The organism is Cryptosporangium minutisporangium, from assembly GCF_039536245.1.
In the GTDB taxonomy this organism is placed as follows: Bacteria; Actinomycetota; Actinomycetes; order Mycobacteriales; family Cryptosporangiaceae; genus Cryptosporangium; species Cryptosporangium minutisporangium.
Genome location: NZ_BAAAYN010000009.1, coordinates 17,630 through 40,628, shown reverse-complemented (window position 1 = coordinate 40,628; position 22,999 = coordinate 17,630). Strand labels below are relative to the sequence as shown.

The window sequence follows — 22,999 nt, the reverse complement described above, 5'->3', positions numbered from 1 at the left end:
CCCTACTTCCGGTTGTAGAGACGCATGGTGAGCGTGCCGAAGACCACCACGAAGATCAGGCTGGCGAGCAGCGTCCACATCACCGAGGCGCCCGCGTCCTCGCCGCTCATCATGGCCCGGACCGCGTTCACCAGCTGCGTGATCGGGTTGACGTTGACGAACGCCTGCAGCCAGCCCGGCATCGTCCGCGGCTCCACGAACACGTTGCTGAGGAACGTCAGCGGGAACAGGATCATCATGCTGACGCCCATCACCGACTTCTCGCTGCGCAACAGCAGTCCGAACATCGTCCAGACCCAGGAGAACGCGAACGAGAACACGACCAGCAGCAGGATGCTGCCCAGGACGCCGGGGACGCCGCCCTCCGGGCGGAAGCCGAGCACCAGCCCCACGCCAAGGATCACCAGCGACGCGAGCACATAGCGCAGCAGGTCGCCGAAGATCATCCCGACCAGCGCGGCCGGACGCCAGACCGGCAACGTGCGGAACCGGTCGAAGACGCCCTTCTCGATGTCGGTGTTCAGGCCGACGCCGGTGTACATCGTGATCATCACGACGCTGGTCACCATGATGCCGGGAAGGAAGAACTGCAGGTACTTCGCCGGGGTATCGGCCAGCGCACCCCCGAACAGGTACGTGAACATCAGCGTCATGATGATCGGGAACGCGGTGACGTCGAACAACTGCTCCGGCACGTGCTTGATCTTCAGCATCGCGCGCCAGCCGAACGCGATCGACGCGGCGAACGGGCCGGGCGGCGCCGGACGGCCGGCCGGCGAGAGCACCGCGCGCAGGTTCTCCGCGGTCGGCGTGTAGACGGTCGTCTCGACCGGATCGGTGGCGGTGCTCATGCGACGGTCTCCTTCTGGGCGGAGCTTGCCGGGGCGGCCGACTCGGCATGCTCGGAGGGGCCGGTGAGGGCGAGGAACACCTCGTCGAGGCTGGGCTGGCCGAGCGAGAAGTCGTCGACGACGATGCCGGCCGTCGCCAGGTCGGCGAGCGCGCGGGACGCGTGCTCGGCGGCGCCGCGGTCGGAGCCGGTCACTCGGATCGTCAGCGCCACCGGATCGGACTCCTGCAGCACCGGCGCGTTCAGCGCCCGGGAGAGCAGCTCGGAGGCCTCGGCCCGCCGCTGGGGGTCGCGTAGCCGCACGTGGACGGTGCCGGCTCCGATCGACGACTTCAGCGCGCCAGGGGTGCCCTCCGCGATGACCTTGCCGTGGTCGATGACCGCGATCCGGGACGCCAGCCGGTCGGCTTCGTCGAGGTACTGCGTCGTGAGCAGCACGGTCGTGCCGTAGGCGACCACCGCACGCACGATGTCCCAGACCTGGCTCCGGCTGCGCGGATCGAGGCCGGTCGTGGGTTCGTCGAGGAACAGCAGCTGCGGCGTGTTCAGGATGCTCGCCGCGATGTCGAGGCGGCGACGCATCCCGCCGCTGTACTTCTTCACCTGGCGGTCGGCCGCCGCGGTGAGCCCGAACGCCTCGAGCAGATCGTCCGCGCGGGCTCTGGCCGGCCGTTTGCGATGCCCGACCAGCCGGCCGAGGAGCACCAGGTTCTCCAGCCCGGTGAGGTCCTCGTCGACCGAGGCGTACTGCCCGGTGAGACTCACCCGGCTGCGGACCTCGTTGGCCTGGCGCACCACGTCGTAGCCGAAGACCCGAGCCTCACCGCCGTCGGGGCGCAGCAGCGTCGCCAGGATGCGAACCGCGGTGGTCTTCCCGGCGCCGTTGGGCCCCAGAACGCCGTAGACCGTGCCGGCCGGCACCGCGAGATCGACGCCGTCCACCGCGCGGGTATCGCCGAACGTTTTGACCAGGCCAGTGGTTTCGATCGCCAGGTCGGTAGCGGCTTTCGTCATGAAATCCCTCTCTCGCGGATTCGGGTCAGCACGGTAGCCATCGCCTATGGTTGCGGGTCTACCAACCAGGTACGACAGAATTTGGGACCGCGGGCGGTGGGTGCCCGTAACCTTCCCCGCATGCGTGTACTGGTCGTTTCGGCCCCGCTGCCCGGTCACGTCCTCCCGCTGGTCCCCCTGAGCCGCGCGCTCGTCGCCGCCGGCCACGACGTCCTCGTCGCCACCGCCGCCGACGCGGCCTCGACCGTGCGGGAGCTCGGCCTCCCGGTCGAGGACGTCGCGCCCGAGTTCGACTTCGGAGCGGTGGCCCGCGGCATCATGCTGCGGCACCCCCTGGTCGCCCGGGCCGAGCTGGCCGGCAACGGCGGGACCCGGGGCGTCGGCCTGCTGTTCGGAGCAGTGAACGCCCGGCTGGTGAACGCGGTCCGGGACGTCACCGAGCAGTTCCGGCCACAGGTCGTGGTCGCCGAGCCGCTGGCCGTGGCGGGGCTGATCGCCGCGGCGGGTTACGGCGTCCCGGCGGTGCGGCACGAGACGAATCTGTTCGACGGCGCCGAGCTGGCCGCGGCGGCGGCGGGGCCGGTGCTGCGGAAGCTGTCGATCGACCGGCTGCCGGAACCCGCCGCGGTGATCCAGGTGTTACCGGCGAGCGTCGTGGGGGAACGCCCCGGGTGGCCGATGCGCTACGAAGCACCGGCGCCGGCGGCGGTCCCGTCCTGGCTGGCCGAGACGCCGAACCGGCCGCGCATCCTGGTCAGCCGGAGCACGGTCGGCGGGCCGGGCAACGCGAGCATCATGCGGCCGCTGGTGATCGCCGCCGCCGAGGTGGACGCCGAGATCGTGCTGGTGCGGCCGGAACCCGGCTTGCCTGCGGAGCTGCCGGACAACGTCCGGACGATCGGCTGGGTCTCGCTCGACGCCGTGCTGCCGACCTGTACCGGCATCGTCCACCACGGTGGGGCCGGTACCGTCCTGGCCGCGTTCGCCGCCGGTGTGCCGCAGCTGGTCGTGCCGGGGCCGGGCGACCGGCGGTACAACGCGGAGCTGGTGGCCCGGATCGGCGCGGGGCTGTGCGTCTCGGCCCGGGAGGTGGCCGCCGAACACCTCCGGCGGCTGATCACCGACGACGGCCTGCGCCGGGTGAGCGTGACGATCCAGGACCAGCTCGCGGCCCGCCCGGCGTCCGCGGAGGTGGCGGCCCGCGTGGCCACGCTCGGCTGAGGCGGCCACGAGCGTTCGCGACGCGACAGTTCGGGCGGTGCGGCGGGCACAGAACGCGGGCGCGTCCGGCGCTTCACTGTCGTCATGGCCGCGACGACGAGCACCCCCACGCAGCAGAGCTCCGGGCTCGACCACCTCGAGCCGTGGCTGCTCGCGCCCTCGTCCCTGACGCCCACCGCGCTGCGCGAGCGGGCGGAGATCATCACCGCGGAGATCGACGCGGCCGGCGGTCCGGAGGCGTTGCTCGCGGCGTCCGGCGGCGCGCCGGTGGCCCTGCGCGGCAACTTCCTCTACGACGCCTGGCTGGTCCGATGGGCGCCCGGCGACGCGACCGACCTGCACGCCCACACCGTCGGCTTCCAGACCGTCACCGTGCTCGGCGGAAGCCTGCGGGAGACCGTCGCCACCGCGGACGCCCTGGACGACACGGAGCTGACCGCCGGCGGTCGGCTGGCCGCGCGTCCCGGGCACACCCACCGGCTGGTGGCCGGGGACGCCGGCGCGGTCAGCCTGATGCTGTCCTCGCCGCCGCGGCCCCACCCCGTGGTCAAAGCCCAGCCCGCCGTCAACGGCTGACCCGGCTCAGGGGCTGAGCGTGACCCGGAGGAGGCGCTGCGCGCCGGTGGACTGCTGGTAGTAGGTCACGTACTGCACCAGGCCGCCCTGCTGGGCGTACTCGGGGTGGGCGAACGCGGCGTAGTTCGTCCCGTAGTCACCGGGGTCGGTCTCGGCCACCGGGAAGGAATCCGACCACGGTCCGTACGGCGCACCGCCCACCTGCGCCCGCACCTCGTGCGAGCCGAACTCCATGTAGACGTTCATCCACGCGTCCAGCGCGGGGTTCCACAGCACGCTGTTCCCGGCCGCGCCCGCTCGCACGGTCGGCACCGCGTCCAGCGGATCGGTCACCCACAGCACGGTGCGGTCGTCGTCGCGGCCGCCGTAGAACCGCCAGGCCGATCGATCGTCGATCCGCGCCAGCGGCACCCGCGCCAGCCGGCACCGGCCGTCCTCGGCGCAGTCGCCGTAGACGTAGACGTCGTCCCCGGCCACCAGCGCGGCGGACGCGAACATCGTCTCGGCCGGGAAGAACAGCGCCGGGTCATGACCCTCGATGCTGCGCACCGGCGTGGCGTTCGCCGGGGTCAGCCGGGTCACCCGGAACGTCCGCATGTCCACGGCCGCGATGCCGGTGCCGAGGTCCTGCCCGTACCGCTGCGAGCACGGCTGCTCGGGCGCGCCGCCCCGGCAGAGCTTGTGGTAGAAGACGAGCACTCGCTGCCGGGCCGGGTCGGGGATGACCGGTCCTGGCCACAGGCCGAACGTCACGCCGCAGTACTCGTCGGAGCCGCGGACGCAGCCTTTCGCGTGCGCCCTCTCGAACGCGCGCTCCGCGTCGCTCCAGGGCAGGAACTCGTCGTGCAGCTCGCCGGGCGTCCCGGCGAGGTCGGCCGCGGTCAGCGTGATGCCGTCACCGGCGTCCAGGTCGGTGGTGGAGGCGGCGGTGTTCGAGAGGAACGCGTCCGGTGACTTCAGCACGGTGTCGGCGAAGATCCACACCGACCGGTCGCCGTAGCGCGTGCTCTGCCCGTTGTCGCGGGCGGTCACCCGGCCCTGCTGACGGACCGGGTCGAGCTGGACGACGTCGCTCACCTCGGGGATCGACGGGATCTCGTCCCGCACCGGCGGCGCCGGGGACCGCTGCGGCGCGGCCTGGACCGGAGCGGCCCGAGTCGGGGACGGCGTGGCTCCGGCCGGCGGCTTCGTCGACGCGGCGTCCCAGTCGACGACGAACCCGGCCGTGACGAGCGTGAGCAGGTAGGCAAAGAAAGCCGTGACGAGCTGCCTCCGGACCGGACGGGCGGCGCGCCGGATCGGCGGCGCTTCCGCTGTCTCCTCGTCGGGTAAGGCAGCGGTCGGCACGAATGCTCCTTTGCACGCGGTTTACGGACAGCGTCAACAGCTGACACTTCCATAGGAAACGCCCCGCTCGTAGCGAGTCGCGAGAGTCGGTGTGTGATCTCCGACCGATTCGCGGTGGTGTGCGCGGGGCAATTGGTACCCCGCAGTTCCACAGTTAACCGAGGCGCGCAACAATGGCCCGATCCGTTCCGGATCGGCCCATTGCGGCGGCCGGTGAAACCCCTCTCCGACCCGCCCGGGTGGCGCCCCGGGACCCCCGGACGTACGTTGTACGATCCAAACCGACCGGAGGACGGATGTCGGTGACCACACAGCTCCAGCCACGCACCCCCTTGAGCCGGGAGCGCGTCCTGCGGGCCGCGGTGGAGATCGCCGACGCGGAGGGCGCCGAGGCGCTCACCATGCGCCGTCTCGCCAAGGCGCTCGGAGCCGAGGCGATGTCCCTCTACCACTACGTCGCCAACAAGGAAGACCTGCTCGACGGCGTCGTCGAGCTGATCGCGAGCGAGATCAACGACGCGGTCGACCAGCTCGGCGTGCCGTCGGCGGGCGCGGCGTGGAAGCAGGCCACGCGCCTGCGGATCCTCACCGCGCGGACGATCTTCCTCCGCCATCCGTGGGCACCCCACGTGTTCGAGACGCGGAAGACCGTGAGCCTGGCCGTGGTGCGGTACCACGACCGGCTCGTCGGGCTGATGCGGGACGGTGGCTTCTCCTACGACCTGGCGCATCACGCGCTGCACGCGCTGGGCAGCCGCGCGCTCGGGTTCTCCCAGGAGCTGTTCGATCCGGGCGACGGCGCCGCCGCGGGCAGCGTCCCGGCGGAGCTCGCGGAGCAGGTGCCGCACCTCGTCGGGATGCTGACCGAGGTCGCGCACGACGATCCCGACTCGACGCTCGGCTGGTGCGATGACCAGTTCGAATTCGAGTTCGGCCTGGATCTGATCCTGGACGGCCTGGACCGGCTGCGCACTGCGGCGCGGTAGCGGCAGCCCCTCGCTTGACTGTTCTTACGTTGTAAGGGAGTCTTACGTCGTAAGACAGCCTTACAGCGTAAGAACGGGGAGTCCCGATGAAAGCCGTCGTCCACCACGCCTACGGTTCGCCCGACGTTCTGCGCTTCGCGGACGTCGACACGCCCTCTCCCGGGGCCGGTGAGGTCGTGGTGCGCACGCACGCCGCCTCCGTCAACGCCCGCGACTGGCACCTCCTGCGCGGAGACCCGTACCTGGCGCGTCTGCTCGCGCCCGAGCTGGGGCTGCGGGCGCCGCGGCAGCCGATCCGCGGCACCGACTTCGCCGGCACGGTGGAGGCCGTGGGGTCCGGGGTCACCCGGTTACGCCCCGGCGACGAGGTGTTCGGAGAGTCTCCGGGAGCCTTCGCCGAGTACGTCCTGGCTCCGGCCGACGTCGTCGACGTCAAACCCGCGAACCTGACGTTCGAGCAGGCCGCAGCCCTCCCGCTGGCCGCGAACACCGCGCTGATGGGTCTGCGCGAGGCCGACGCCCAGCCCGGACAGTCGGTGCTGATCAACGGTGCTTCCGGCGGCGTCGGCACGTTCGCGACCCAGCTGGCCGCGGAGTTCGGCGCGGACGTCACCGGCGTCTGCAGCCCACGGAACGCGGAGCTGGTGCGCTCACTCGGGGCCGGCCGCGTCGTCGACTACACCCGGGAGGACTTCACCGACCAGGGCCGCCGGTACGACGTCGTGTTCGACCTGGTCGGCAACCGATCGCTGCGGGCGCTCCGCCGCACGCTGACCCCGGGCGGCACGCTGGTGCTCTCCGGCGGTGGTGTCTCCACCGGCGGCTCGCTCGTCGGGCCGATGGCGCTGGTGATCCGCGGGCAGGCCGTCGCGCGTTTCGTCCGGCAGCGCATCGTCGTGCTGACCGCGACGCCGAGCCACGCGAACCTCGCCGCCCTGCGGGAGCTGGCGGAGGCCGGAAAGCTGACGCCGGTCATCGACCGGACGTACCCGCTGTCCGCGGCGGCCGACGCCATCCGCTACCTGGAGACCGACCACGCCCGTGCCAAGGTGGTGCTCACCGCCTGATCCACCGCGCGCCGGGTTGCTCCGCCAGGGTGAGGTGCGGCGGCAGAACTGGGCCTCCGGTGCCGAAGCGCGCCGGGTGCGCGTCAGCAAGGCTCGGCCTACCGCGGGGCTTCCGCATCGTCATCCGTCGCGGGTGCTACTCGCGCCTGGCAGCCGGCGGGGTGACGAGTTCCGCGGCGGGAGGGAAACAACGGTCTCCGGTCGATCGTCGGACGATCCGCGAAAGGAGAAACGAGTCCGCGGCGGACGCGCCGACGGCGGGTCACCTCGGCACGCGCGCCGCGGGAAGCAGCGACGAACCGTCGACCGACCGGAGCCCGATTACTCCAGCACGTCGAGTGACGGCAGCACTTCGAGGGCGGCCTTGACCAGCTGCGGATCCGCCGGGAGCAGTGGCAGGCGGACGCCCGGCGTCGGGATGCGCCCCTCCGCGTGCAGCACGCCCTTGAGCACCGTCGGGTTCGGCGCGGCGAAGAGCGCCGCGGAGAGCCGGCTGAGCCGACGCCCGAGCGGCTGCGCCGTCGCGAGGTCCCCGGCCCGCCAGGCCCCCACCAGACGCGCGTACGCCGCGGTTTGGCAGTGCGCGCTCGCGAGCACGCTGCCGTGCGCCCCGAGCGCGAGCACCGGCCCGAGGAACACGTCGTCACCACCGAGGATCGCGAAGTCCCGCGGCGGGTCCGCGAGCAGCGCGACGGTGTCGGTGGTGACCGCACCCGGCGCGTGCTTCACGCCGACGACGCCCGGGACGGCCGCCAGCGCGCGCAGTGCCCCCGCCGAGAGGTACTGACCGGTGCGCTGGGGAACGTCGTAGACGATCAGCGGCACCGGACTGCTCCCGGCCAGTGCCCGGAGGTGCGCGATCGCCCCGGCCTCACCGGGTCGGACGAACGGCGGGACGAGGGTGAGCGCCGCGGTCACCTCGGGCCGACCGCCCAGCGTCGCGAGCGCCTCGGCCGTACCGGCGCCCACCAGCAGCGGAGCCGCCCGCTCCCGGCAGGCCACCCCGATCACGTCCACGACGGTCCACCGCTCGGCCTCGGTGAGCGCGGACGGCTCCCCCGTCGTGCCCAGCGCCACGAGGCCGGTCGCGCCGGCGTCGAGCACGTCGTGGCACAGGGCCTCCAGCGCATCGGTCGCTACCGCCCCGGCGGCGTCGAACGGGGTGATCAGGGGGACGAACAAACCGGTCGGTGTCATGGCCAGAGCTTCCGGCCGCGGCCGGAAAAGGACCAGGTCGGATTGCTTGCCCCACACCTAAGCTGAGCTGATGCTCGACGTCCGGCGTCTGCACCTGCTCCGTGAGCTGTCCCACCTCGGGACGATCGCCGCGGTCGCCGAAGCGCACTCCTACACGGCCTCCGCCGTCTCCCAGCAGCTGGCCGCATTGCAGCGCGAGGCCGGTGTCCCGCTGCTGGAACGCACCGGACGCGGCGTGTCGCTGACGGCCGCGGGCGCGGCCCTGGTGGCCCACGCCGAGGACGCGCTGAGCGCACTCGAGGCGGCGGACGCGACGCTGGCGGCCGCGCGTAGTGGGCTGGCCGGACCACTGGGCGTCGGCGCGTTTCCCAGCGCGGTCCGGACGCTGCTGCCCGCCGCCTTGGTGAGTCTGGGGCGCGCGCATCCGTCGCTGGTCCTCCGCGTCACCGAGCTCGACCCGGTCGAGGTACCGGCCGCACTGCGGACCCGCCAGGTCGACGTCGCGCTCGTCCACGACTACGACCTCGTCCCGGCGGCGCCGGACACCACCGAGGAGTCGGTCCCGGTGCTCGACGAACGCGTCCACCTCGCGGTGCCGGCGGGGTGGAGCGAGGACGACGCGGACCCGATCCGCGCGTGCGCCCAGGCCGCGTGGATCGTCGGCAGCCCCGGAACGCTCTGCCACACGCTGGCCGTCCGCGCCTGCCTCGCGGCCGGCTACGCGCCGCGGGTGCGGCACTACGCCGACGACTTCACCGCCGTGCTGGCGCTGGTGGCTGCGGGCCAGGGTGTCGCGCTGGTGCCGAGGCTGGCCGTGGAGCACCTGCCGAGCGGGGTGCGCCTGGTGGAATTGCCGATCCACCGCCGGACCCGGATCGCGTACCGACGCGGGTCCGGGGCCCACCCGGCGATCGCCGCCTGCGTGGCCGCGCTGCGCGTCTCCGCGGCACAGGTCTGTCCCCCGGGTTAGCAACTGGCGCAGAATCGCCTCATGGACGGTCGAGCGCCACCTTCCCTCGCGGGCGTCTCGGCCCGCGAGGCGGAGGTGCTCGCCGGCGTCGGGGAGCACCTGACCAACGCCGAGATCGCGGCGCGCCTGCACATCTCGGTGCGCACCGTGGAGAGCCACGTCTCCTCGCTGCTGCGCAAGCTCGGCGCGGGTGACCGCCGAGAGCTCGCCGCTTCGTCACCGAGGCGCCGGGGCACCGTGCTGCCGTCCTCGCTGACGCCGCTGGTCGGGCGGGCCGCCGAACGAGCCGCGATCGTGGCCGCGCTGCAGGAGCATCGGCTGGTCACCGCCGTCGGGCCGGGCGGGATCGGCAAGACCCGGCTGGCTCTGGCGGTCGCCGCCGAGCTGGCCGACGGATTCCCCGACGACGCCTGGTACGTCGACCTGGTGCCGGTCACCGACCACACGATGGTCGCCCCGGCCATGGCCTACCTGCTCGGCCTGGGTGAGCAGCCGGGCCGCTCGGCCGAGGAGACGGTGCTGACCTGGCTGGCCGACCGCGAGGCGCTGCTCGTCCTGGACAACTGCGAGCACCTGGTCGACGGGGTCGTGGTGCTGCTCGAACGGCTGCTGACCCACTGCCCGCGGGTACGGGTGCTCGCGGCCGGCCGCGCCCGGCTGCTGGTCCCGTTCGAGCGGGTGTTCCTGGTGCCGGGTCTCGCGGTCGACGGGGACACCGGCGACGCGGTGGAGCTGTTCCTCGCCCGTGCCGCCGCGAGCGGTGGTGCGGTGACGACCGTCGACCGGCCCCGGGTGGCGGCGATCTGCCGGAGCCTGGACGGAATGGCGCTGGCGATCGAGCTGGCCGCCGCGCGGCTGCCCACGCTCGGCCTGGACGGGCTGGAGGCCGGCCTCGACGACCGGCTGGGGCTGCTCACCGGTGGCCGGCGGGCCGACGACCGGCACCGGTCGCTCCGCTCGGCACTCGACTGGAGCCATGCGCTGCTGACCGAGCCGCAGCGCGCGATCCTGCGCCGGACGTCGGTGTTCGCCACGCCGTTCACCGTGCGCGACGCGACGACGCTGCTGGCCGAGTGGCCACCGATCGAGGCGGCGGAGGCGGCCGCCGCGCTGGCCACCCTCGCGGACCAGAGTTTGCTGATCGCCCACGCCGATCCGGACGGCACCCGATACCGCGTCCTGGAGACGATCCGCCAGTACGGCGTCGGCCACCTCCGCACGGCCGGCGAACTGACCGAGGCCCGCGAACGCCACCTGCGGTGGTGCCTGTCCACTGCGGACGCACTGGACGCGTCGTTCGCGCGGGACGCCGCCGGGTGGCGCACCCGATTCGATCGAGCGGTCGACGAGTTGCGCGCCGCGCTGGACTGGGCGGTGACGTCGCTGGACGAGGTTTCCGGCTCCCCGGACGAAGCCGACGCCGGGCCGGATCGCCGCGCGGACGCGTACCGGCTGGCCGTCCACCTCGCCGAGCTGTGTTTCCTGCGTGGCCTGCCAAGCGAGACGCAGCGGCGGTACGAGCAGGCCGCCCGGCTCGCAGCGGACGACCGCCAGGCCGCAGGCGTCCTGCACTGCGCGGCGGAGGCGGCGAAGGCGCGGCACTTCGGCACCGACGGGCTTCGCCTGCACCGCGCCGCGGCGGAGGCTGCGCTGCGCGCCGGTGACCGCGCTGCGGCGGCGTACGACCTCGCGCAGCTCGCCGAACTGATCAACCGTGGCCCCGGCATCATGTCCCGGCCCGTACCGGCCGGCGAGGTGGAGCGGACGCTCGCCGAAGCCGCGGCGCTCGTCGGCGACGATCCGGCGGCGCGCGCCCGGCTGCTCACCGCGCGCGCATTCGCCGGCGACGAGCTCGATCCGGCGACCACCGAGTACCTCGAACAGGCGGTCGCGGGGAGTCGGGCGGCCGGTGACCCACTGGGCGAGAGCGCGGCGCTGGACCAGGTGACCTCCGTCCACCTGGTCCGCGGTGAGATCCGCGCGGCGGCGGCGAGCGCGCTGCGCCGGATCGAGCTGCTGACGCCGCTGCCGTTACGCGCCGACACCAGCGGGCTCGAACTCTCGGACGCGTACGCGATGGCGACCGAGACCGTCATCGCGGCCGGTGACCTGGGGATCGCCCGCCGGCTCGCCGAGCAGGCCAGAGACCTCCCGTTCCACCGGGAAGAGGGCCACCTGGCGACCGCGCGGCTGCTCGTCGTCACCGCGCTGACCGGCGACTGGGACGAGGCCGTCGCACTCGGCGCGCGGTTCCGCGAGGGCTGGGAGCGGGCCGGTCGCCCACGGGCCGGCAACCTGAGCCGCGGGCCGTACGCGCTCGCGACCGTGTACGGACTGCGCGGCGACGACCCGGCGCGCGCGGCGTGGCTCCGCGTCGCCGAAGGGCTGAGCACGCCGGGCAGGCCCGCGCTCGTGATCCACCACGGGGAGTTCTTCGACGCCATGCTGCTGCTCCACCGCGGCCGGCCCCACGACGCGGTGGCGCGGCTGGAGACCCCGCCGGAGGAGTTCCGCACCTGGTACAGCGGGCTCTGGCGGCCCTGGTACGCGGCGCTGTGGGCCGAGAGCGCCGTGCTCGGACGCCACCCCGAGGCCCCCGACCGGCTGGTCAGGGCCCGGCGGTCGGCAGAGGACAACCCGATCGCGCTGGCCATCGTGGACCGGTCGGCCGCGCTCGCCGCCGATGACCGGGACGGTGTCCTGGCCGCCGCCGAACGTCTGCGCGCCGCCGGCTGCCGGTACCAGTGGGCGCGCACGCTGGTCCTCGCCGGTGGACCGGAGCGGAGCCGAGGTGACGCCGAGCTCGCCGCGATGGGGGCGACCCCGATGGGGAGTGCGGCGGGGCCCGGCGAGTGATGGGTCGCCGGACCGCACCGCGCTGCGGCCTTACGGACGAGCTTCCAGTATCAGGTTGAACGGGGTCTCGGCGGCCCGCCGCACCCGGGTGAACCCGGCTTCGGTGAGAATCTCGGTGAGCCGCGCCTCTCCGGCCTGGGCACCCAGGCCGAGCCCGACCGGCTGGGCCAGCGACGCCGGGGTACAGATCACCGTCGAGAAGCCGTAGTACGCCCGGCTCACCGGATTCAGATTCTCGGCCAGGCCGTCCCCGGCGAACGGCTCGACCAGGAGCACGGTGCCGTCGCTCGCCAGCGCACGCCGGATGTGGCGAGCGGCACCGAGCGGATCGCCCATGTCGTGCAGGCAGTCGAACAGGCAGATCAGGTCGAAGCCGGTCCCCGGGAACTCGGTCGCGCTCTCGGTCTCGAACCGCACCCGGCGCTCCAACCCGGCCTCGGCGGCAGCCTTCCGCGCGGTCTCGGTGGACGGCTGGTGGTAGTCGTACCCGACGAACGTCGAGTGCGGATACGCCTCGGCCAGGATCATCGTGGCGGCGCCCAGGCCGCAGCCCACGTCGGCCACGCTCGCGCCGGACCGCAGCTTCTCGTCCACGCCGTCGAGCGCCGGGATCCACTCGGTGGCCAGGTGCGCGGCGTAACCCGGCCGAAACAGCCGGTGGACGCCGGAGAAGAGCCGTTCGTCGTGCTGATCCCACCCCACCCCGGCTCCGGTCACGACAGCGTCCACCAGCCGGTCGTGGTCGCTGTAGCAGGAGGCGATCGCCTCGAACGCCCCTCCGAGGAACACCGGACTGTTCTCGTCGGCAACCACGGCCGCGTGCTCGGCCGGCAGCTCGAACGTGCCGTCGTCGGGCCGGTAGACGACGTAGCCGCCGGCCGCCTGGTTGCTCAGCCACTCACGGATGTACCGCGGCGCCGTCCCGGTGCGCTCGGCGAGTTCCTCCGGCGTGAGCGGCCCGGCACCGGCCATGGCCTGGTAGAGGCCGAGGCGGTCGCCGATGTGCAGCAACAGCCCGGAGATCGCGGCCGCCATGTCGCCGACCGCCTGGCCGACGAACTGCTCCAACCTCGCCTGGTCGATCTCGCTCATCGTGCTTCTCCCCTCGTCGCCGCGGACGATCCGCGTAAGGGAAGCCTCGGGTCGGGCGCCGCCGGGCACATCCGTGGTGAGCACGGATTGTTCGGCTCCGTACTCGGCACGGAGGTGTCGGCGGCCGGTGCGGCACCCGCTGAGGCCGGTCCCGGGCGTACGGGTACGACGACCAGGTGAGCCCCGAACCTGGTCGCGTCCCCACCGACGCGCAGATCCTCGCCCTCCACCGGCAGCACGCGCCCACGCCGGAGGCGTTCGAACTGGTCTACACGCACTGCCGGATCGTCTGCGCCATCGCCGAGCAGCTGCTCCGGCGCCGCGCTCACTCCCTCGACGCCGACCTGGTGCGCGCCGGATGCCTGCTGCACGACGTCGGCGTGTACCGGCTCGGCCAGGACCACTACCTCCGCCACGGTGTGCTGGGCGATCAGCTCCTGCGCGAGGCGGGCTGGCCGGACCGGCTCGCGCGGTTCTGCTCGCACCACACGGGCGTGGGCTTGAGCCGCGACGACGTGACCACCCAGCGGCTCCCCCTGCCGGTGGCCGACTACCTGGCCGAGACCGCCGAGGAAGAGCTGGTCATGTACGCCGACAAGTTCCACAGCAAGACCACGCCACCGGTCTTCGTGTCGGCCGACACCTACGCGGCCCGAGTGCGGCGGTTCGGGGCGGACAAGGTCGCCCGCTTCGCGGCGCTGCGGGAGACGTTCGGCGAGCCCGACCTCGCGCCGCTGATCGACCACTACGGCCACGCGCTGGTTTGAACCCTCACGCGTAGGCCAGTTCCAGGCCATCACCATGCCGATCTGGGTCGTGCAGGTGGGAGGCATGCCGGTGACGACGGCTGCGCTCGCTGTCCAGTTAGCGCTCGCCGCGCTGGCGCCGGCCCTCTTGCTGTCGGTCTCCGCCCGTGCCGTACGTCGGCAACTGCGCCTGTAACCGGGTGGGCGCACCCACCGGTGGGCCGGGAGCGATGCGCTCCCGGCTCCCCCGGTCATGCGGCGGCCCTAGTAACGCCAGAGGGCGACGACGAGCGCGGCGAGCGCCGCTCCGAAGTACAGGGCCCAGGCGACCAGCCGGTAGTTGCCCGCCCGTACATGGGCGCCGAGGGCACCGAGGAAGTACCCGACCAAGCCGATCGCCGCCAGCACCCCCAGCACCGGCACCACGAACCCGGCGAGCAAGCCGACCGCCCCCGCGCCGAGCAGGATCCCCAGCGGCCGCACCCACGATCGCGGCACGCGGTTCAGGTCCGCCTGGGTCTTCGGATAGGTGTGGCCGATAAGGTTGGCGACGGCGGCCGAACCGTTGAGCGTCGAGGCGAACAGGGTCACGACAACGTAGGTAGCGAACATCGATGATCTCCGGGAAAGCGACGGTTGATCGGTCGCCTCTCCGGACGAGGTCGCCCCGCGGGACGTGACATGGCGCTGGTCACGGCGCCAGACCGGTCAGTTTCCGCGGGTTGCTGACGACGTGCACGGTCCGGACGGCGCCGTCCACCAGGTGCAGGGCCACCGCCAGCACCGGTGTACCGCCGGACCGCACGACGACTCCCGGCCCGCCGTTGAACTCGACGACGTCAGCGATCGAACCGGCTGGCTGCTGCCGCGACAGGACCACGAACGCGCGGGCCACCAGCTCCCCACCGTGGATCGGCTTGCGGGGCGCACCGGTCAGGCCACCGCCGTCGCTCACCAACGTCACCTCCGGCGCCAGCACCTCGAGCAACGCGGTGACGTCCCCGCCCACGCACGCGGCCAGGAACCGTTCGGTCACCCGCTGCCGAAGAGCAGGGTCGGTGTCGTACCGGCGGTTGCGGCTCTCCACCGCCTTCCTGGCCCGGTGCGCCAACTGCCGCACGGTCGGCTCCGCTCGCCCGAGCGCTTCGGCGATCTCGGCGTGCCGGTAGCCGAACACCTCGTTGAGCACGAACACCGCGCGTTCCAAGGGCGACAGCGTCTCCAGGATCAGCAGCAGCGCGGTGGAGACCGACTCGCCCCGGATCACGTCCTCGGCGACGTCCGGACGGGTGAGAAGGGGCTCGGGCAGCCACGGGCCGACGTAGGACTCCCGCCGCACGCGGGCGCTGCGCAGGTGGTCGATCGCCAGCCGGGTCGTCACCCGGACCAGGTAGCCCTCGGCGTCCGTGACGCCGCTGGAGTCGACGCGGCTCCACCGCAGCCAGGCGTCCTGCACGATGTCTTCGGCTTCGCTGACACTGCTGAGCATGCGGTAGGCGATGGCGAACAACAGTGGGCGGTGCTGAGCGAAGGACTGCTCGTGCTGGTCCATGGTCCCCATGATTCTCGGAGGACCGTATGCCCCGCGCTGACGTCCTCCTAAGCAGACGAGCGCAAGCGCACGAAACCTCACCCAAAACAGGCGAGGCGCCTCGCGGCCGCAACGCCCCACCATGAAACGGGATTCTTGATCCCGTCAGCCGCCATCCGTCGGCGTGTCTCGCCACGGATGGGTAACGCAGGGTGCTCGATCATGGGGGCCAGGGCGATGCCGAGAGAACTGACGACCGACGAACTGACGACGAACTCGTCGGGCGACCCGATCATGATCTCGAAGTTCGCGCCCCCGGCCTTGCCGTCCTGGTGGGTGCGCCGGAGCCGACTGCTCGCCCAGCTCTCGTCCGCTGTCACGAATCCGCTGACGCTCGTCGTCGGACCGGCCGGGTCCGGGAAGTCCACCCTGGTCGCGGATTGGGCCGGCGCCATCTCCGCGACGAGTACCGTGGCCTGGCTGAGCCTCGAACCGGAGGACTCCCAGCCCGGCGTCTTCTGGTCCTACGTCCTCGCCGGCCTGGCCCGAGCAGGCGTCGCCGTGACGGTCGATCCGGCCCCTGACCGCCCGGACGGCGTGCCTCGCTCGCTGCTCGTCCGCCTGGCGGTCGAACTCGCCGCCGCCCCGGCCCCCGTGGTCCTGGTGCTGGACGACGCGCACGAACTGGTGGAGCCCTCGGTCACCACTGCCCTGGACTTCGTGATCCAGCACGCCGGCGGCCGACTCAGCGTGGTGGTCATCGGACGACACGATCCCCTGTTGCCGCTGCACCGCTACCGCGTCGCCGGTTCGGTCTCCGAGATCCGCTACCCCGATCTCGCGTTCACCGTCGCGGAGACCGACGCGCTGCTGTCGGCCCACGGTCTGCATCTGCCGCCTGACGACGTCGAGGCCCTGGTCGGCGAGACGAAGGGCTGGGCCACCGGGCTACGTCTGGAGGCGAGGAAGCGCGCGGCGCCGAACGACTGTCCGCCGTCCTCGGTCCTGCTCGACTACCTGCGGGCAGAGGTTTTCGGGCACCACCGCCCGGCAGAGCACGAGTTCCTGGTCAAGACCGCGATCGTGGACGAGATCCGGCCCGGTCTCGCCGTCGCGCTGACGGGTCGACGGGATGCCCGAGCCCTACTCGATCGGCTCGCGGCCGAGAACATGTTCCTCACTCCCTCGCTCGGAGTCGCCACGAGTTATCAGTACTTCCCGATCGTCCGGCGGGCTCTCCTCACGGAGCTCGACCGAAGTCGTCCGGAGTGGACGGCGCACCTGCATCGAACGGCGGCCGAGTGGTACGCCACTCATCGGCGCCCAGCCGACGCGATACCGCATGCCCTCGCCGCCGGGGACGGGGAACTGGCGTCCGCGATGGTGGTGCACGGCCTCGCGATCGGACGGTTGCTGATCGAGCCGGGCGCGGCGGAACACCGTCGAACGTTCGGCGGCACCGGCCTCGAGGCGGCTACGCCGGAGAGCGCCGTGGTCGCGGCAGCCCTGGCGCTGCACCGGGGCGGCCCGGACGCCTGCGCCGAGCAGCTGCTCCGGGCGGGCGAGTTGACCGGCGACGGACCGGACGGCCACGGGGCGGCGCTGCGGTTGACCATCGCCGTTGTCGCGCTCGCGCGCGCCCAGGCATGCGGGCCACCGGTCCACGCCGACGTGGTCGCCGCCGCCGGCGATGCGCTGGCCGCCGCCGTGGCGGAACGGCTGCCGGTCCCTGCGGAGCTGCTGGCGATGGTCGGCCTCGCGGTCGCGGACCATTCCCTGTGGCGCGGCGACACGGCCGGCGCCCAGCAGGCCCTCAGCTCGATCGTCGAGCAGCCGGGCCGATCCGGCGCGCTGGAGGCGAAGCGCCTCGGACGGCTCGCGCTCGTCGAGGCTCTGTGCGGACAGCTGCGCCGGGCCACCGAGACAGCGCGGCGCGCGCAGCGGGTCGCCGACCGGCTCGGGACGGTCACCGACCGGATGCCACCGGAGATCTCCACCGCGTTGGCCTGGGTCCGCACCGAGGAGTACGACCTGCGCTCAGCCAGAGCGCACGCCGACCGGGCCGGAACCCAACTCGGGCAGGGCGGAGACACGATCACCGCGGGGCTGCTGGCGCTGGCCCGAGCCCGGATCTACCGAGCGCGCGGTGAGGTGTCCCGAGCCACGGCAGCGCTGACCCTGGCACGCACCCAGGAAGCACCGACGCCCACCTGGTTGACCCAGCTGTTGTGCAGGGCCGAGGCGGACGTCCAGGGGCATGCCGAGCGCGGGATCGCGACCGCGGAGACGATTCCGACGGTCCACGGCACCCTGCTCCGGGCGGCTGAGGCGTTGGCCGGCGGTGACGCGAGAACCGCTCGTTCGCTCGCCGTCCGGACCGGAGAGTTGCGGGACGCGCCGCTGGCCGCGCGGGTCGACGGCTGGATGGTGGCGGCGGCGGCGGACGCCGTCGACGCACGCTACGAGCGGGCCCGGACGTCGTTGGAGCGCGCGCTGACGCTGGCCGCTCCGGAACACATTCGCCGCCCGTTCCTGGAAGCACCCGTGCTCCTCCGCCGCATCCTTCGCCGGGAGGGTGCTCTGCTGGCGCACCACGACTGGCTCGGTCTCGTCGGCGGCGGGCACGCCCTGCCGGACCCGGCGCCGGACGCACCTCTCGCCGTCCTCGAGCCGCTCACCGCGCGGGAAACCGAGGTCCTGAGTCACCTGACGGCCCTGCTGACGACGGAGGAGATCGCTCAGGCGATGTTCGTGTCGGTCAACACCGTGAAGACCCATGTGCGCAGCATCCTGCGCAAACTCCGGGTCAAGCGCCGCCACGAGGCCATCCGGCGGGCGGGCGAGCTGGGATTGCTCACGCCGGCCGGGCTTGCGAACTGAGGATCGTCGGTGCGCCGCGCAGCCGAGCGTCGGTGACCGCGCCGCCGAAACCGCTGGAATACCTATTCCTCACCGTCCGGTAGCTCGATCACTGCGGCGATCGCGACGCCCATTTCGTCGAGGTGGTGCAGGATTCCCATCAGCGCGCTCTGGTCCGGAAGTTCTCCCCGCAGCACCGTTTCCGCCGGTCCTTCGGCCGGAACCATTTGCGGAAACGCGCTGACCAGATCACGGGACAGATGACCATGAACGCGCACCAAGTAGCGCATGACCACCCTCTTACCTGTGGGGAAATCCCAGCATGCGGGGCGAGCACGACGCGCACATCCTCCGCGGCGGACTAAATGCGTGTCGGCTCCGTCAATAGCGCGCAAACGAAAGCGACTATCCGCGCAGTGGTTACTTCGAGGCGAATAGCTCCCCTTAGTAGTTGCCCGCGGCGTGGCCGTGGAGAACACTCGGTTCGCGCGCGCGTCCAGGGGGTGGATACGCATGGAGTTACCGTCACCGGGAAGCGGTACCGCTCACGACACCACAGTGGACAGCCACGTCTTCCAGACCGCGCCGCGGCGTCCGGGGCGATGGATCGACCGGCCGCGCGTCGACGCCTTGCTGGCCGACGCGGGGCACCGGTCGCTCACGGTTCTGGTGGCGCCCGCCGGCTCGGGCAAGACCGCGGCTCTGGCCGGATGGAGCGAAAGAGGGAACGCCGATTCGGCGCCGACACCACCGGTACGGTGGCTGGTCGCCCGGCCAGGGCTCCGGGCGGACCGCTTCGCGTCGGCCATTCTGGTCACCGCCGGACAGCGCGCGCTGCCGGAGGCCCGGGACGGCAGGGCGCGGACGCCGGAGCAGGTGCGGCGTGAGGTGCTCCGGCGCCTGTACGGAGGAAACGCCACGCCGCAGATCCTGGTCGTCGACGACGCCCACCTGCTCCACCACGACCTGCTCAACCTGCTCGACGGCGTCCTGCGCGCCCACCCGGACGCGGTGCGGATCGTCCTGGCGACACGTCACGACCTGGCGCTGCCGATCGTCGATCTCGAACTTGCCGGGTCGGTTCAGGTGATCCGGGGGCATCACCTGACGTTCACGCGATCCGAAGCGTCCGCGCTGGTGTCCGCGCACGGCGTCACCGGGGAGGACGACCGCGACGCTCTCATCACCCGATCGCGCGGATGGGCTGCCGCACTCGTCCTCGGCGCCCACGCACTGGCCGGCGCGAGCGATCCGGTCACCGCACGGGCCACCCTGCTCGGCACCAACCAGCCCATCCTCGACTACCTGCTCGGCGAGGTCTTCACCACTCTGCCGGCCCGCGTCCGTCACGTGCTGCTGTGTACCGGCGCCAACGAGAGCGTCACCGCGGAGCAGGCGGTCGTGCTCTCGGGCGAGCCGGAGGCGCCGAAGCTGCTGGCCGACCTCGCTCAGGCCGGCTTGTTGGTGACGGTGCGGGGTCGCGCCTCGCTCGAGGACGCCGTCTGGACGTACCACCCCCTCCTGCGCGAGTTGCTGCGGCGACACGTCGGTCCCGGTGGCGGCGAGCGTCCTCTCTACGCCGCCGCGCAGTTACGAGGTGCGGCGTACTACCTCGCTCACGGCGCGGTCGCCGCGGCGGTCGAGCACGCCGTCCGCGCCGCGTACGTGCCCCGGCTCGTCGATCTCCTGGTCGAGCACGGCACCACGCTCCTCGCCACCGGCCATCACCAGCTGCTCGGCTCCGCGCTGGACATCGTCCCTACCGCTCTGCGTACCGGGCATCCGGCGCTCGCCGCCGTGGTCGCCCTGCACCGGTGCGCCGACCGGGACTTCGAGGCCGCGACCCGGCTGGCGCCACTGATCCTGCAGGAAGCGGCCCGGACGATCGACGCCCCGTCGGACGCGGTGAGCGGCGACGCCCACGGCGGGGCACTCGTCGCTGACGCCGCGATCCTGCGCCTCTGGCTCGCTCGCGCGGGGTGGTCCGATCCGCACGCCGCGCTGGAGAACGCCCGCGCTCTCCTCGGCTGCGCGGCCGCGGCGGATCCGCCGTCGGCCGGCCACGACCACGCGTCGAGCAACGGCGGACTCGCCTCCCGTTGGGCACTGTCGCTGGCGCGCAAGACGTGGCTGATGACCGAGGTGGGCGGAGCCGAACTGGCCACCGGCGACCTCGACGGCGCGAGTGCCCACCTCGGCGAAGCGGTCGCTATCGCCAGGGCCCTCGGCCACCGGGCGATGACCGCAACGATCCTGTCGTACCAGTGCGTCATGGCGGTGACGGTCGGCGCCGGGCGCACCGCCGGTGTGCTCGCCGAAGAGACGCTCGAGATCGCGACCAACGCCGGCCTGCCCGGTGTGCCCGTCCTGGCCCGCGCCTACCTCGGGTTGGCGGCCTCCGGGCTGCACCGGCTGGACCTCGACGCCGCTGCCCGGAACCGCGAACACGTGGAACAGTTGCAAGCCACCGAGACGGACCCGATGGTGGAGAGCCTCGCGACCACCCTCGACATCGGCCTCGCCGTCACGGCCGGCGGCCTGGAGGCGGCTCGGGACCAGCTGGGTCGAACCCTGGTCGATTCCGGCGACCCGCAGTCGTTCCTCGAGCGACGAGTTACCGGTGTCCGCGGCCGGCTCGCGCTCCTCTCGGGCTCGGATCCCGTCGCCGCGCAGCAGGTGCTCGCCGAGGAGTTCCCGGAAGACACGCCGACCGCGTTGGCCGGCTGGGTGGCGCTGCACCGGGGCGACGGGAACCGTGCGCTGGCGACCTTCACCGAGGTCCTGAACCAGCCCCAGCGGACCCGATGGCTCTACGTACCGATCGAGGCCGCAGCCGGTCGAACGCGCGCTCTGCTCGACCTGGGCGACCGCGAAGCGGCCCGGGATGCGCTCCGTGACACCCTTCTGCGCTGCGCCCCCGAACGGCTGGTGTATCCCCTGTTCCTCTGGCTCGCGGCGGCGCCTGCCTTCGCCGGGCTGCTGGACGAGCTCGCGGCCGAGCCGGACGCCCCGTCGTTCGTCGGCGAAGCCCGGGCGACGCTCGCAGCCCACCGCGCCGACCACCCGAACGTCGAGCAGCTCGCCCCGCTGCCGCCGCTGTCCAGCGCCGGACGGTCACTGCAGCAGAACTCCAGCGTGCGGAGTCGCATCGTCCGGCGGCGCGCCGGCGGCGTCGAGCTGACCCGCCGCGAGGCCGACGTCCTGGCCGAGCTGGCCCTCGGTGGCTCGTACATCGACATCGGCCAGACGTTGTTCGTCAGCGAGAACACCGTGAAGACCCACGTCGCGGCCCTCTACCGCAAGCTGGGATCGCGGCGCCGCGCCGAGGCCCTGCAGCGGGCCCGCACCATCGGCCTGCTCTGACCTCGCTCGGATCATCCGATCGGGATGAGGTGGTCGCCTCCTGGACGAGGCACGCTCGACGCCGTCCCCGGAAGACGTCGAGAGGACGGCATCCATGATCACGCCCTTGGAGCTCCTCGTCCTCACCTTCCCGGGCGGGCAGGACGCCCCCGCGCTCCCGGCCGAACTGGCCGATCTGGTCGCACGCGGCACGGCGACGATCCGCGACCTCGTGGTGCTCACCCGTCGGCCCGACGGATCCGTGCAGGCTGATCGCCGCACGTCGCCCGGACCGTGGGAGTCCTCGGCCGGAGACCCCTCACTGGTCTCCTCGACGGAGCTGGCGGCGATCGCGGACCGGCTCTCGTCCGACACGTCCGCTCTCGTCGCGGTGATCGAGTACACGTGGCTGGACCGGATGGCCCACACGATGGCGGAGAACGGGGGCGCGGTCGATGCCACCGCCCTCCGATCCGCGACGGGCCGGACGATCGAGTGCGCGGCCGGCGTCGGCCCCGACGAGTCGGTCGGCCGCCCCGACGACCTGGTGACCCAGCTCGCCGGCCTCGCCCGTCTCCGCGACGACGAGCTTCTGACCGAACAGGAATTCCAGACGGCCAAGACTCGCCTGCTCGCCACCGGACTCGACGGGTGAGCCATCAGCTGCGATCCACCGCGGCGAGGACGAGCTCGGTGAAGCCGTTGGTGAGCAGGACGACGGCGATGCTGGTGAGCAGGACCCCCGCGACGCGGTCGAGGACGGCCGACGCCGCGTCGGAGATGCGCCGCTCGACGTGCCCGGAGAGGTACAGGGTCACGCCGGTGACCACCGCGTAGGCCGCTGCGGCGACCGAGAGCCACAGCCGGCCGGTGACGCCCCCCACGTCTGCGGAGGCCGCGACGCCGAACGCGAACGTGGTGCCTCCGACCGTCAACGGGAACGTGATCGGCGAGAACAGCACCGATCGTGCCGCCGCCGGTGCGGCCGGTGCAGCCGGTTCCGGCCCGGCCCCGGTGTCGTCCGAGGCCGGCGGTGGCGTTTCGGAGGTACCGCGCATGAGCGGGATCGCGGCGAACAGGAGTGCGATGCCGCCGGTTGCGGTCAGCGCCGCGGTGCTGATGCCGAGGAGTTCCAGCAGCGGCTCCCCCACCCAGATCGCCAGCAGGACGAACGCCGCGACGTTGACGACCAGCCCCACGGCGAGGCGCAACTGCTGTGGGTGGGTGTACGGGCGGACGATCGGCAGGTAGGACGAGAGCGCAGCGACTGGGCTGTAGAGCGCGAACAGTGCCAGGAACAGCACCAGAGCGTCATGGTCGAACGACACCGGTTCCTCCGCTCCGA

The 22,999-nt window shown here is 72.6% G+C and carries 19 protein-coding genes; 10 read left to right on the top strand and 9 right to left on the bottom strand.

What is annotated here, in order from left to right; genetic code table 11:
* Nucleotides 1-2: 2 nt before the first annotated feature.
* Nucleotides 3-851 carry an ABC transporter permease gene (locus ABEB28_RS07930; RefSeq protein WP_345727323.1) on the bottom strand — a complete coding sequence of 283 codons (849 nt, stop codon included), beginning with the start codon at nucleotides 849-851 and terminating at the stop codon, nucleotides 3-5.
* Nucleotides 848-1,864: an ATP-binding cassette domain-containing protein gene (locus ABEB28_RS07925; protein ID WP_345727322.1), complete on the bottom strand. Its 1,017-nt coding sequence runs from the start codon at nucleotides 1,862-1,864 to the stop codon at nucleotides 848-850. The genes ABEB28_RS07930 and ABEB28_RS07925 overlap by 4 nt, the downstream gene beginning before the upstream one ends.
* 120 nt (nucleotides 1,865-1,984) lie before the next feature.
* On the opposite strand from ABEB28_RS07925, the gene ABEB28_RS07920 reads away from it, so the two are divergent.
* A complete protein-coding gene (locus tag ABEB28_RS07920; RefSeq protein ID WP_345727321.1) occupies nucleotides 1,985-3,085 on the top strand; it encodes a nucleotide disphospho-sugar-binding domain-containing protein in 1,101 nt (366 codons plus the stop codon).
* Nucleotides 3,086-3,169: 84 nt separating this feature from the next.
* Nucleotides 3,170-3,661: a cupin domain-containing protein gene (locus ABEB28_RS07915; protein WP_345727320.1), complete on the top strand. Its 492-nt coding sequence runs from the start codon at nucleotides 3,170-3,172 to the stop codon at nucleotides 3,659-3,661.
* Nucleotides 3,662-3,667: 6 nt separating this feature from the next.
* Here ABEB28_RS07915 and ABEB28_RS07910 read toward each other — a convergent pair whose 3' ends face one another.
* A complete protein-coding gene (locus ABEB28_RS07910; protein WP_345727319.1) occupies nucleotides 3,668-5,008 on the bottom strand; it encodes a DUF4185 domain-containing protein in 1,341 nt (446 codons plus the stop codon).
* 296 nt (nucleotides 5,009-5,304) lie between these two features.
* Here ABEB28_RS07910 and ABEB28_RS07905 point away from each other — a divergent pair, with 296 nt between their 5' ends.
* Together ABEB28_RS07905 and ABEB28_RS07900 are read left to right on the top strand one after the other, a co-directional pair.
* Nucleotides 5,305-5,994 carry a TetR/AcrR family transcriptional regulator C-terminal domain-containing protein gene (locus ABEB28_RS07905; RefSeq protein ID WP_376980866.1) on the top strand — a complete coding sequence of 230 codons (690 nt, stop codon included), beginning with the start codon at nucleotides 5,305-5,307 and terminating at the stop codon, nucleotides 5,992-5,994.
* Nucleotides 5,995-6,080: 86 nt separating this feature from the next.
* Nucleotides 6,081-7,061: an NAD(P)-dependent alcohol dehydrogenase gene (locus ABEB28_RS07900; protein WP_345727317.1), complete on the top strand. Its 981-nt coding sequence runs from the start codon at nucleotides 6,081-6,083 to the stop codon at nucleotides 7,059-7,061.
* Nucleotides 7,062-7,382: 321 nt separating this feature from the next.
* On the opposite strand, the gene ABEB28_RS07895 is transcribed toward ABEB28_RS07900, so the two are convergent.
* The gene (locus tag ABEB28_RS07895; protein WP_345727316.1) at nucleotides 7,383-8,258 is read right to left on the bottom strand and encodes a dihydrodipicolinate synthase family protein; all 876 of its coding nucleotides are present in this window, start codon (nucleotides 8,256-8,258) and stop codon (nucleotides 7,383-7,385) included.
* A gap of 70 nt (nucleotides 8,259-8,328) precedes the next feature.
* Between ABEB28_RS07895 and ABEB28_RS07890 the strand changes: the two genes are divergently transcribed.
* A complete protein-coding gene (locus ABEB28_RS07890) occupies nucleotides 8,329-9,228 on the top strand; it encodes a LysR family transcriptional regulator (protein ID WP_345727315.1) in 900 nt (299 codons plus the stop codon).
* Nucleotides 9,229-9,249: 21 nt separating this feature from the next.
* The gene (locus tag ABEB28_RS07885) at nucleotides 9,250-12,084 is read left to right on the top strand and encodes an ATP-binding protein (protein WP_345727314.1); all 2,835 of its coding nucleotides are present in this window, start codon (nucleotides 9,250-9,252) and stop codon (nucleotides 12,082-12,084) included.
* A gap of 30 nt (nucleotides 12,085-12,114) precedes the next feature.
* On the opposite strand, the gene ABEB28_RS07880 is transcribed toward ABEB28_RS07885, so the two are convergent.
* The gene (locus ABEB28_RS07880; protein ID WP_345727313.1) at nucleotides 12,115-13,176 is read right to left on the bottom strand and encodes a class I SAM-dependent methyltransferase; all 1,062 of its coding nucleotides are present in this window, start codon (nucleotides 13,174-13,176) and stop codon (nucleotides 12,115-12,117) included.
* Nucleotides 13,177-13,352: 176 nt separating this feature from the next.
* Here ABEB28_RS07880 and ABEB28_RS07875 point away from each other — a divergent pair, with 176 nt between their 5' ends.
* Nucleotides 13,353-13,943, top strand: a complete 591-nt coding sequence (locus ABEB28_RS07875) for an HD domain-containing protein (RefSeq protein ID WP_345727312.1) — start codon at nucleotides 13,353-13,355, stop codon at nucleotides 13,941-13,943.
* 243 nt (nucleotides 13,944-14,186) lie between these two features.
* Here the strand turns inward: ABEB28_RS07875 and ABEB28_RS07870 are convergent, their stop codons facing one another.
* Together ABEB28_RS07870 and ABEB28_RS07865 are read right to left on the bottom strand one after the other, a co-directional pair.
* Nucleotides 14,187-14,534 carry a DoxX family protein gene (locus ABEB28_RS07870; protein WP_345727311.1) on the bottom strand — a complete coding sequence of 116 codons (348 nt, stop codon included), beginning with the start codon at nucleotides 14,532-14,534 and terminating at the stop codon, nucleotides 14,187-14,189.
* A gap of 79 nt (nucleotides 14,535-14,613) precedes the next feature.
* Nucleotides 14,614-15,483, bottom strand: a complete 870-nt coding sequence (locus ABEB28_RS07865) for an RNA polymerase sigma-70 factor (RefSeq protein ID WP_345727310.1) — start codon at nucleotides 15,481-15,483, stop codon at nucleotides 14,614-14,616.
* 207 nt (nucleotides 15,484-15,690) lie between these two features.
* On the opposite strand from ABEB28_RS07865, the gene ABEB28_RS07860 reads away from it, so the two are divergent.
* Nucleotides 15,691-18,333: a helix-turn-helix transcriptional regulator gene (locus tag ABEB28_RS07860; RefSeq protein WP_345727309.1), complete on the top strand. Its 2,643-nt coding sequence runs from the start codon at nucleotides 15,691-15,693 to the stop codon at nucleotides 18,331-18,333.
* Nucleotides 18,334-18,395: 62 nt separating this feature from the next.
* Here ABEB28_RS07860 and ABEB28_RS07855 read toward each other — a convergent pair whose 3' ends face one another.
* Complete coding sequence (locus ABEB28_RS07855; protein WP_345727308.1) at nucleotides 18,396-18,608, bottom strand: hypothetical protein; 213 nt, start codon at nucleotides 18,606-18,608, stop codon at nucleotides 18,396-18,398.
* Nucleotides 18,609-18,825: 217 nt separating this feature from the next.
* Between ABEB28_RS07855 and ABEB28_RS07850 the strand changes: the two genes are divergently transcribed.
* Both ABEB28_RS07850 and ABEB28_RS07845 read left to right on the top strand, forming a co-directional pair.
* Nucleotides 18,826-21,675: a LuxR C-terminal-related transcriptional regulator gene (locus ABEB28_RS07850; RefSeq protein ID WP_345727307.1), complete on the top strand. Its 2,850-nt coding sequence runs from the start codon at nucleotides 18,826-18,828 to the stop codon at nucleotides 21,673-21,675.
* A 94-nt stretch (nucleotides 21,676-21,769) separates the two neighbouring features.
* A complete protein-coding gene (locus ABEB28_RS07845; RefSeq protein ID WP_345727306.1) occupies nucleotides 21,770-22,309 on the top strand; it encodes an SHOCT domain-containing protein in 540 nt (179 codons plus the stop codon).
* A gap of 4 nt (nucleotides 22,310-22,313) precedes the next feature.
* Here ABEB28_RS07845 and ABEB28_RS07840 read toward each other — a convergent pair whose 3' ends face one another.
* Nucleotides 22,314-22,982: a MarC family protein gene (locus tag ABEB28_RS07840; RefSeq protein ID WP_345727305.1), complete on the bottom strand. Its 669-nt coding sequence runs from the start codon at nucleotides 22,980-22,982 to the stop codon at nucleotides 22,314-22,316.
* Nucleotides 22,983-22,999 lie beyond the last annotated feature (17 nt).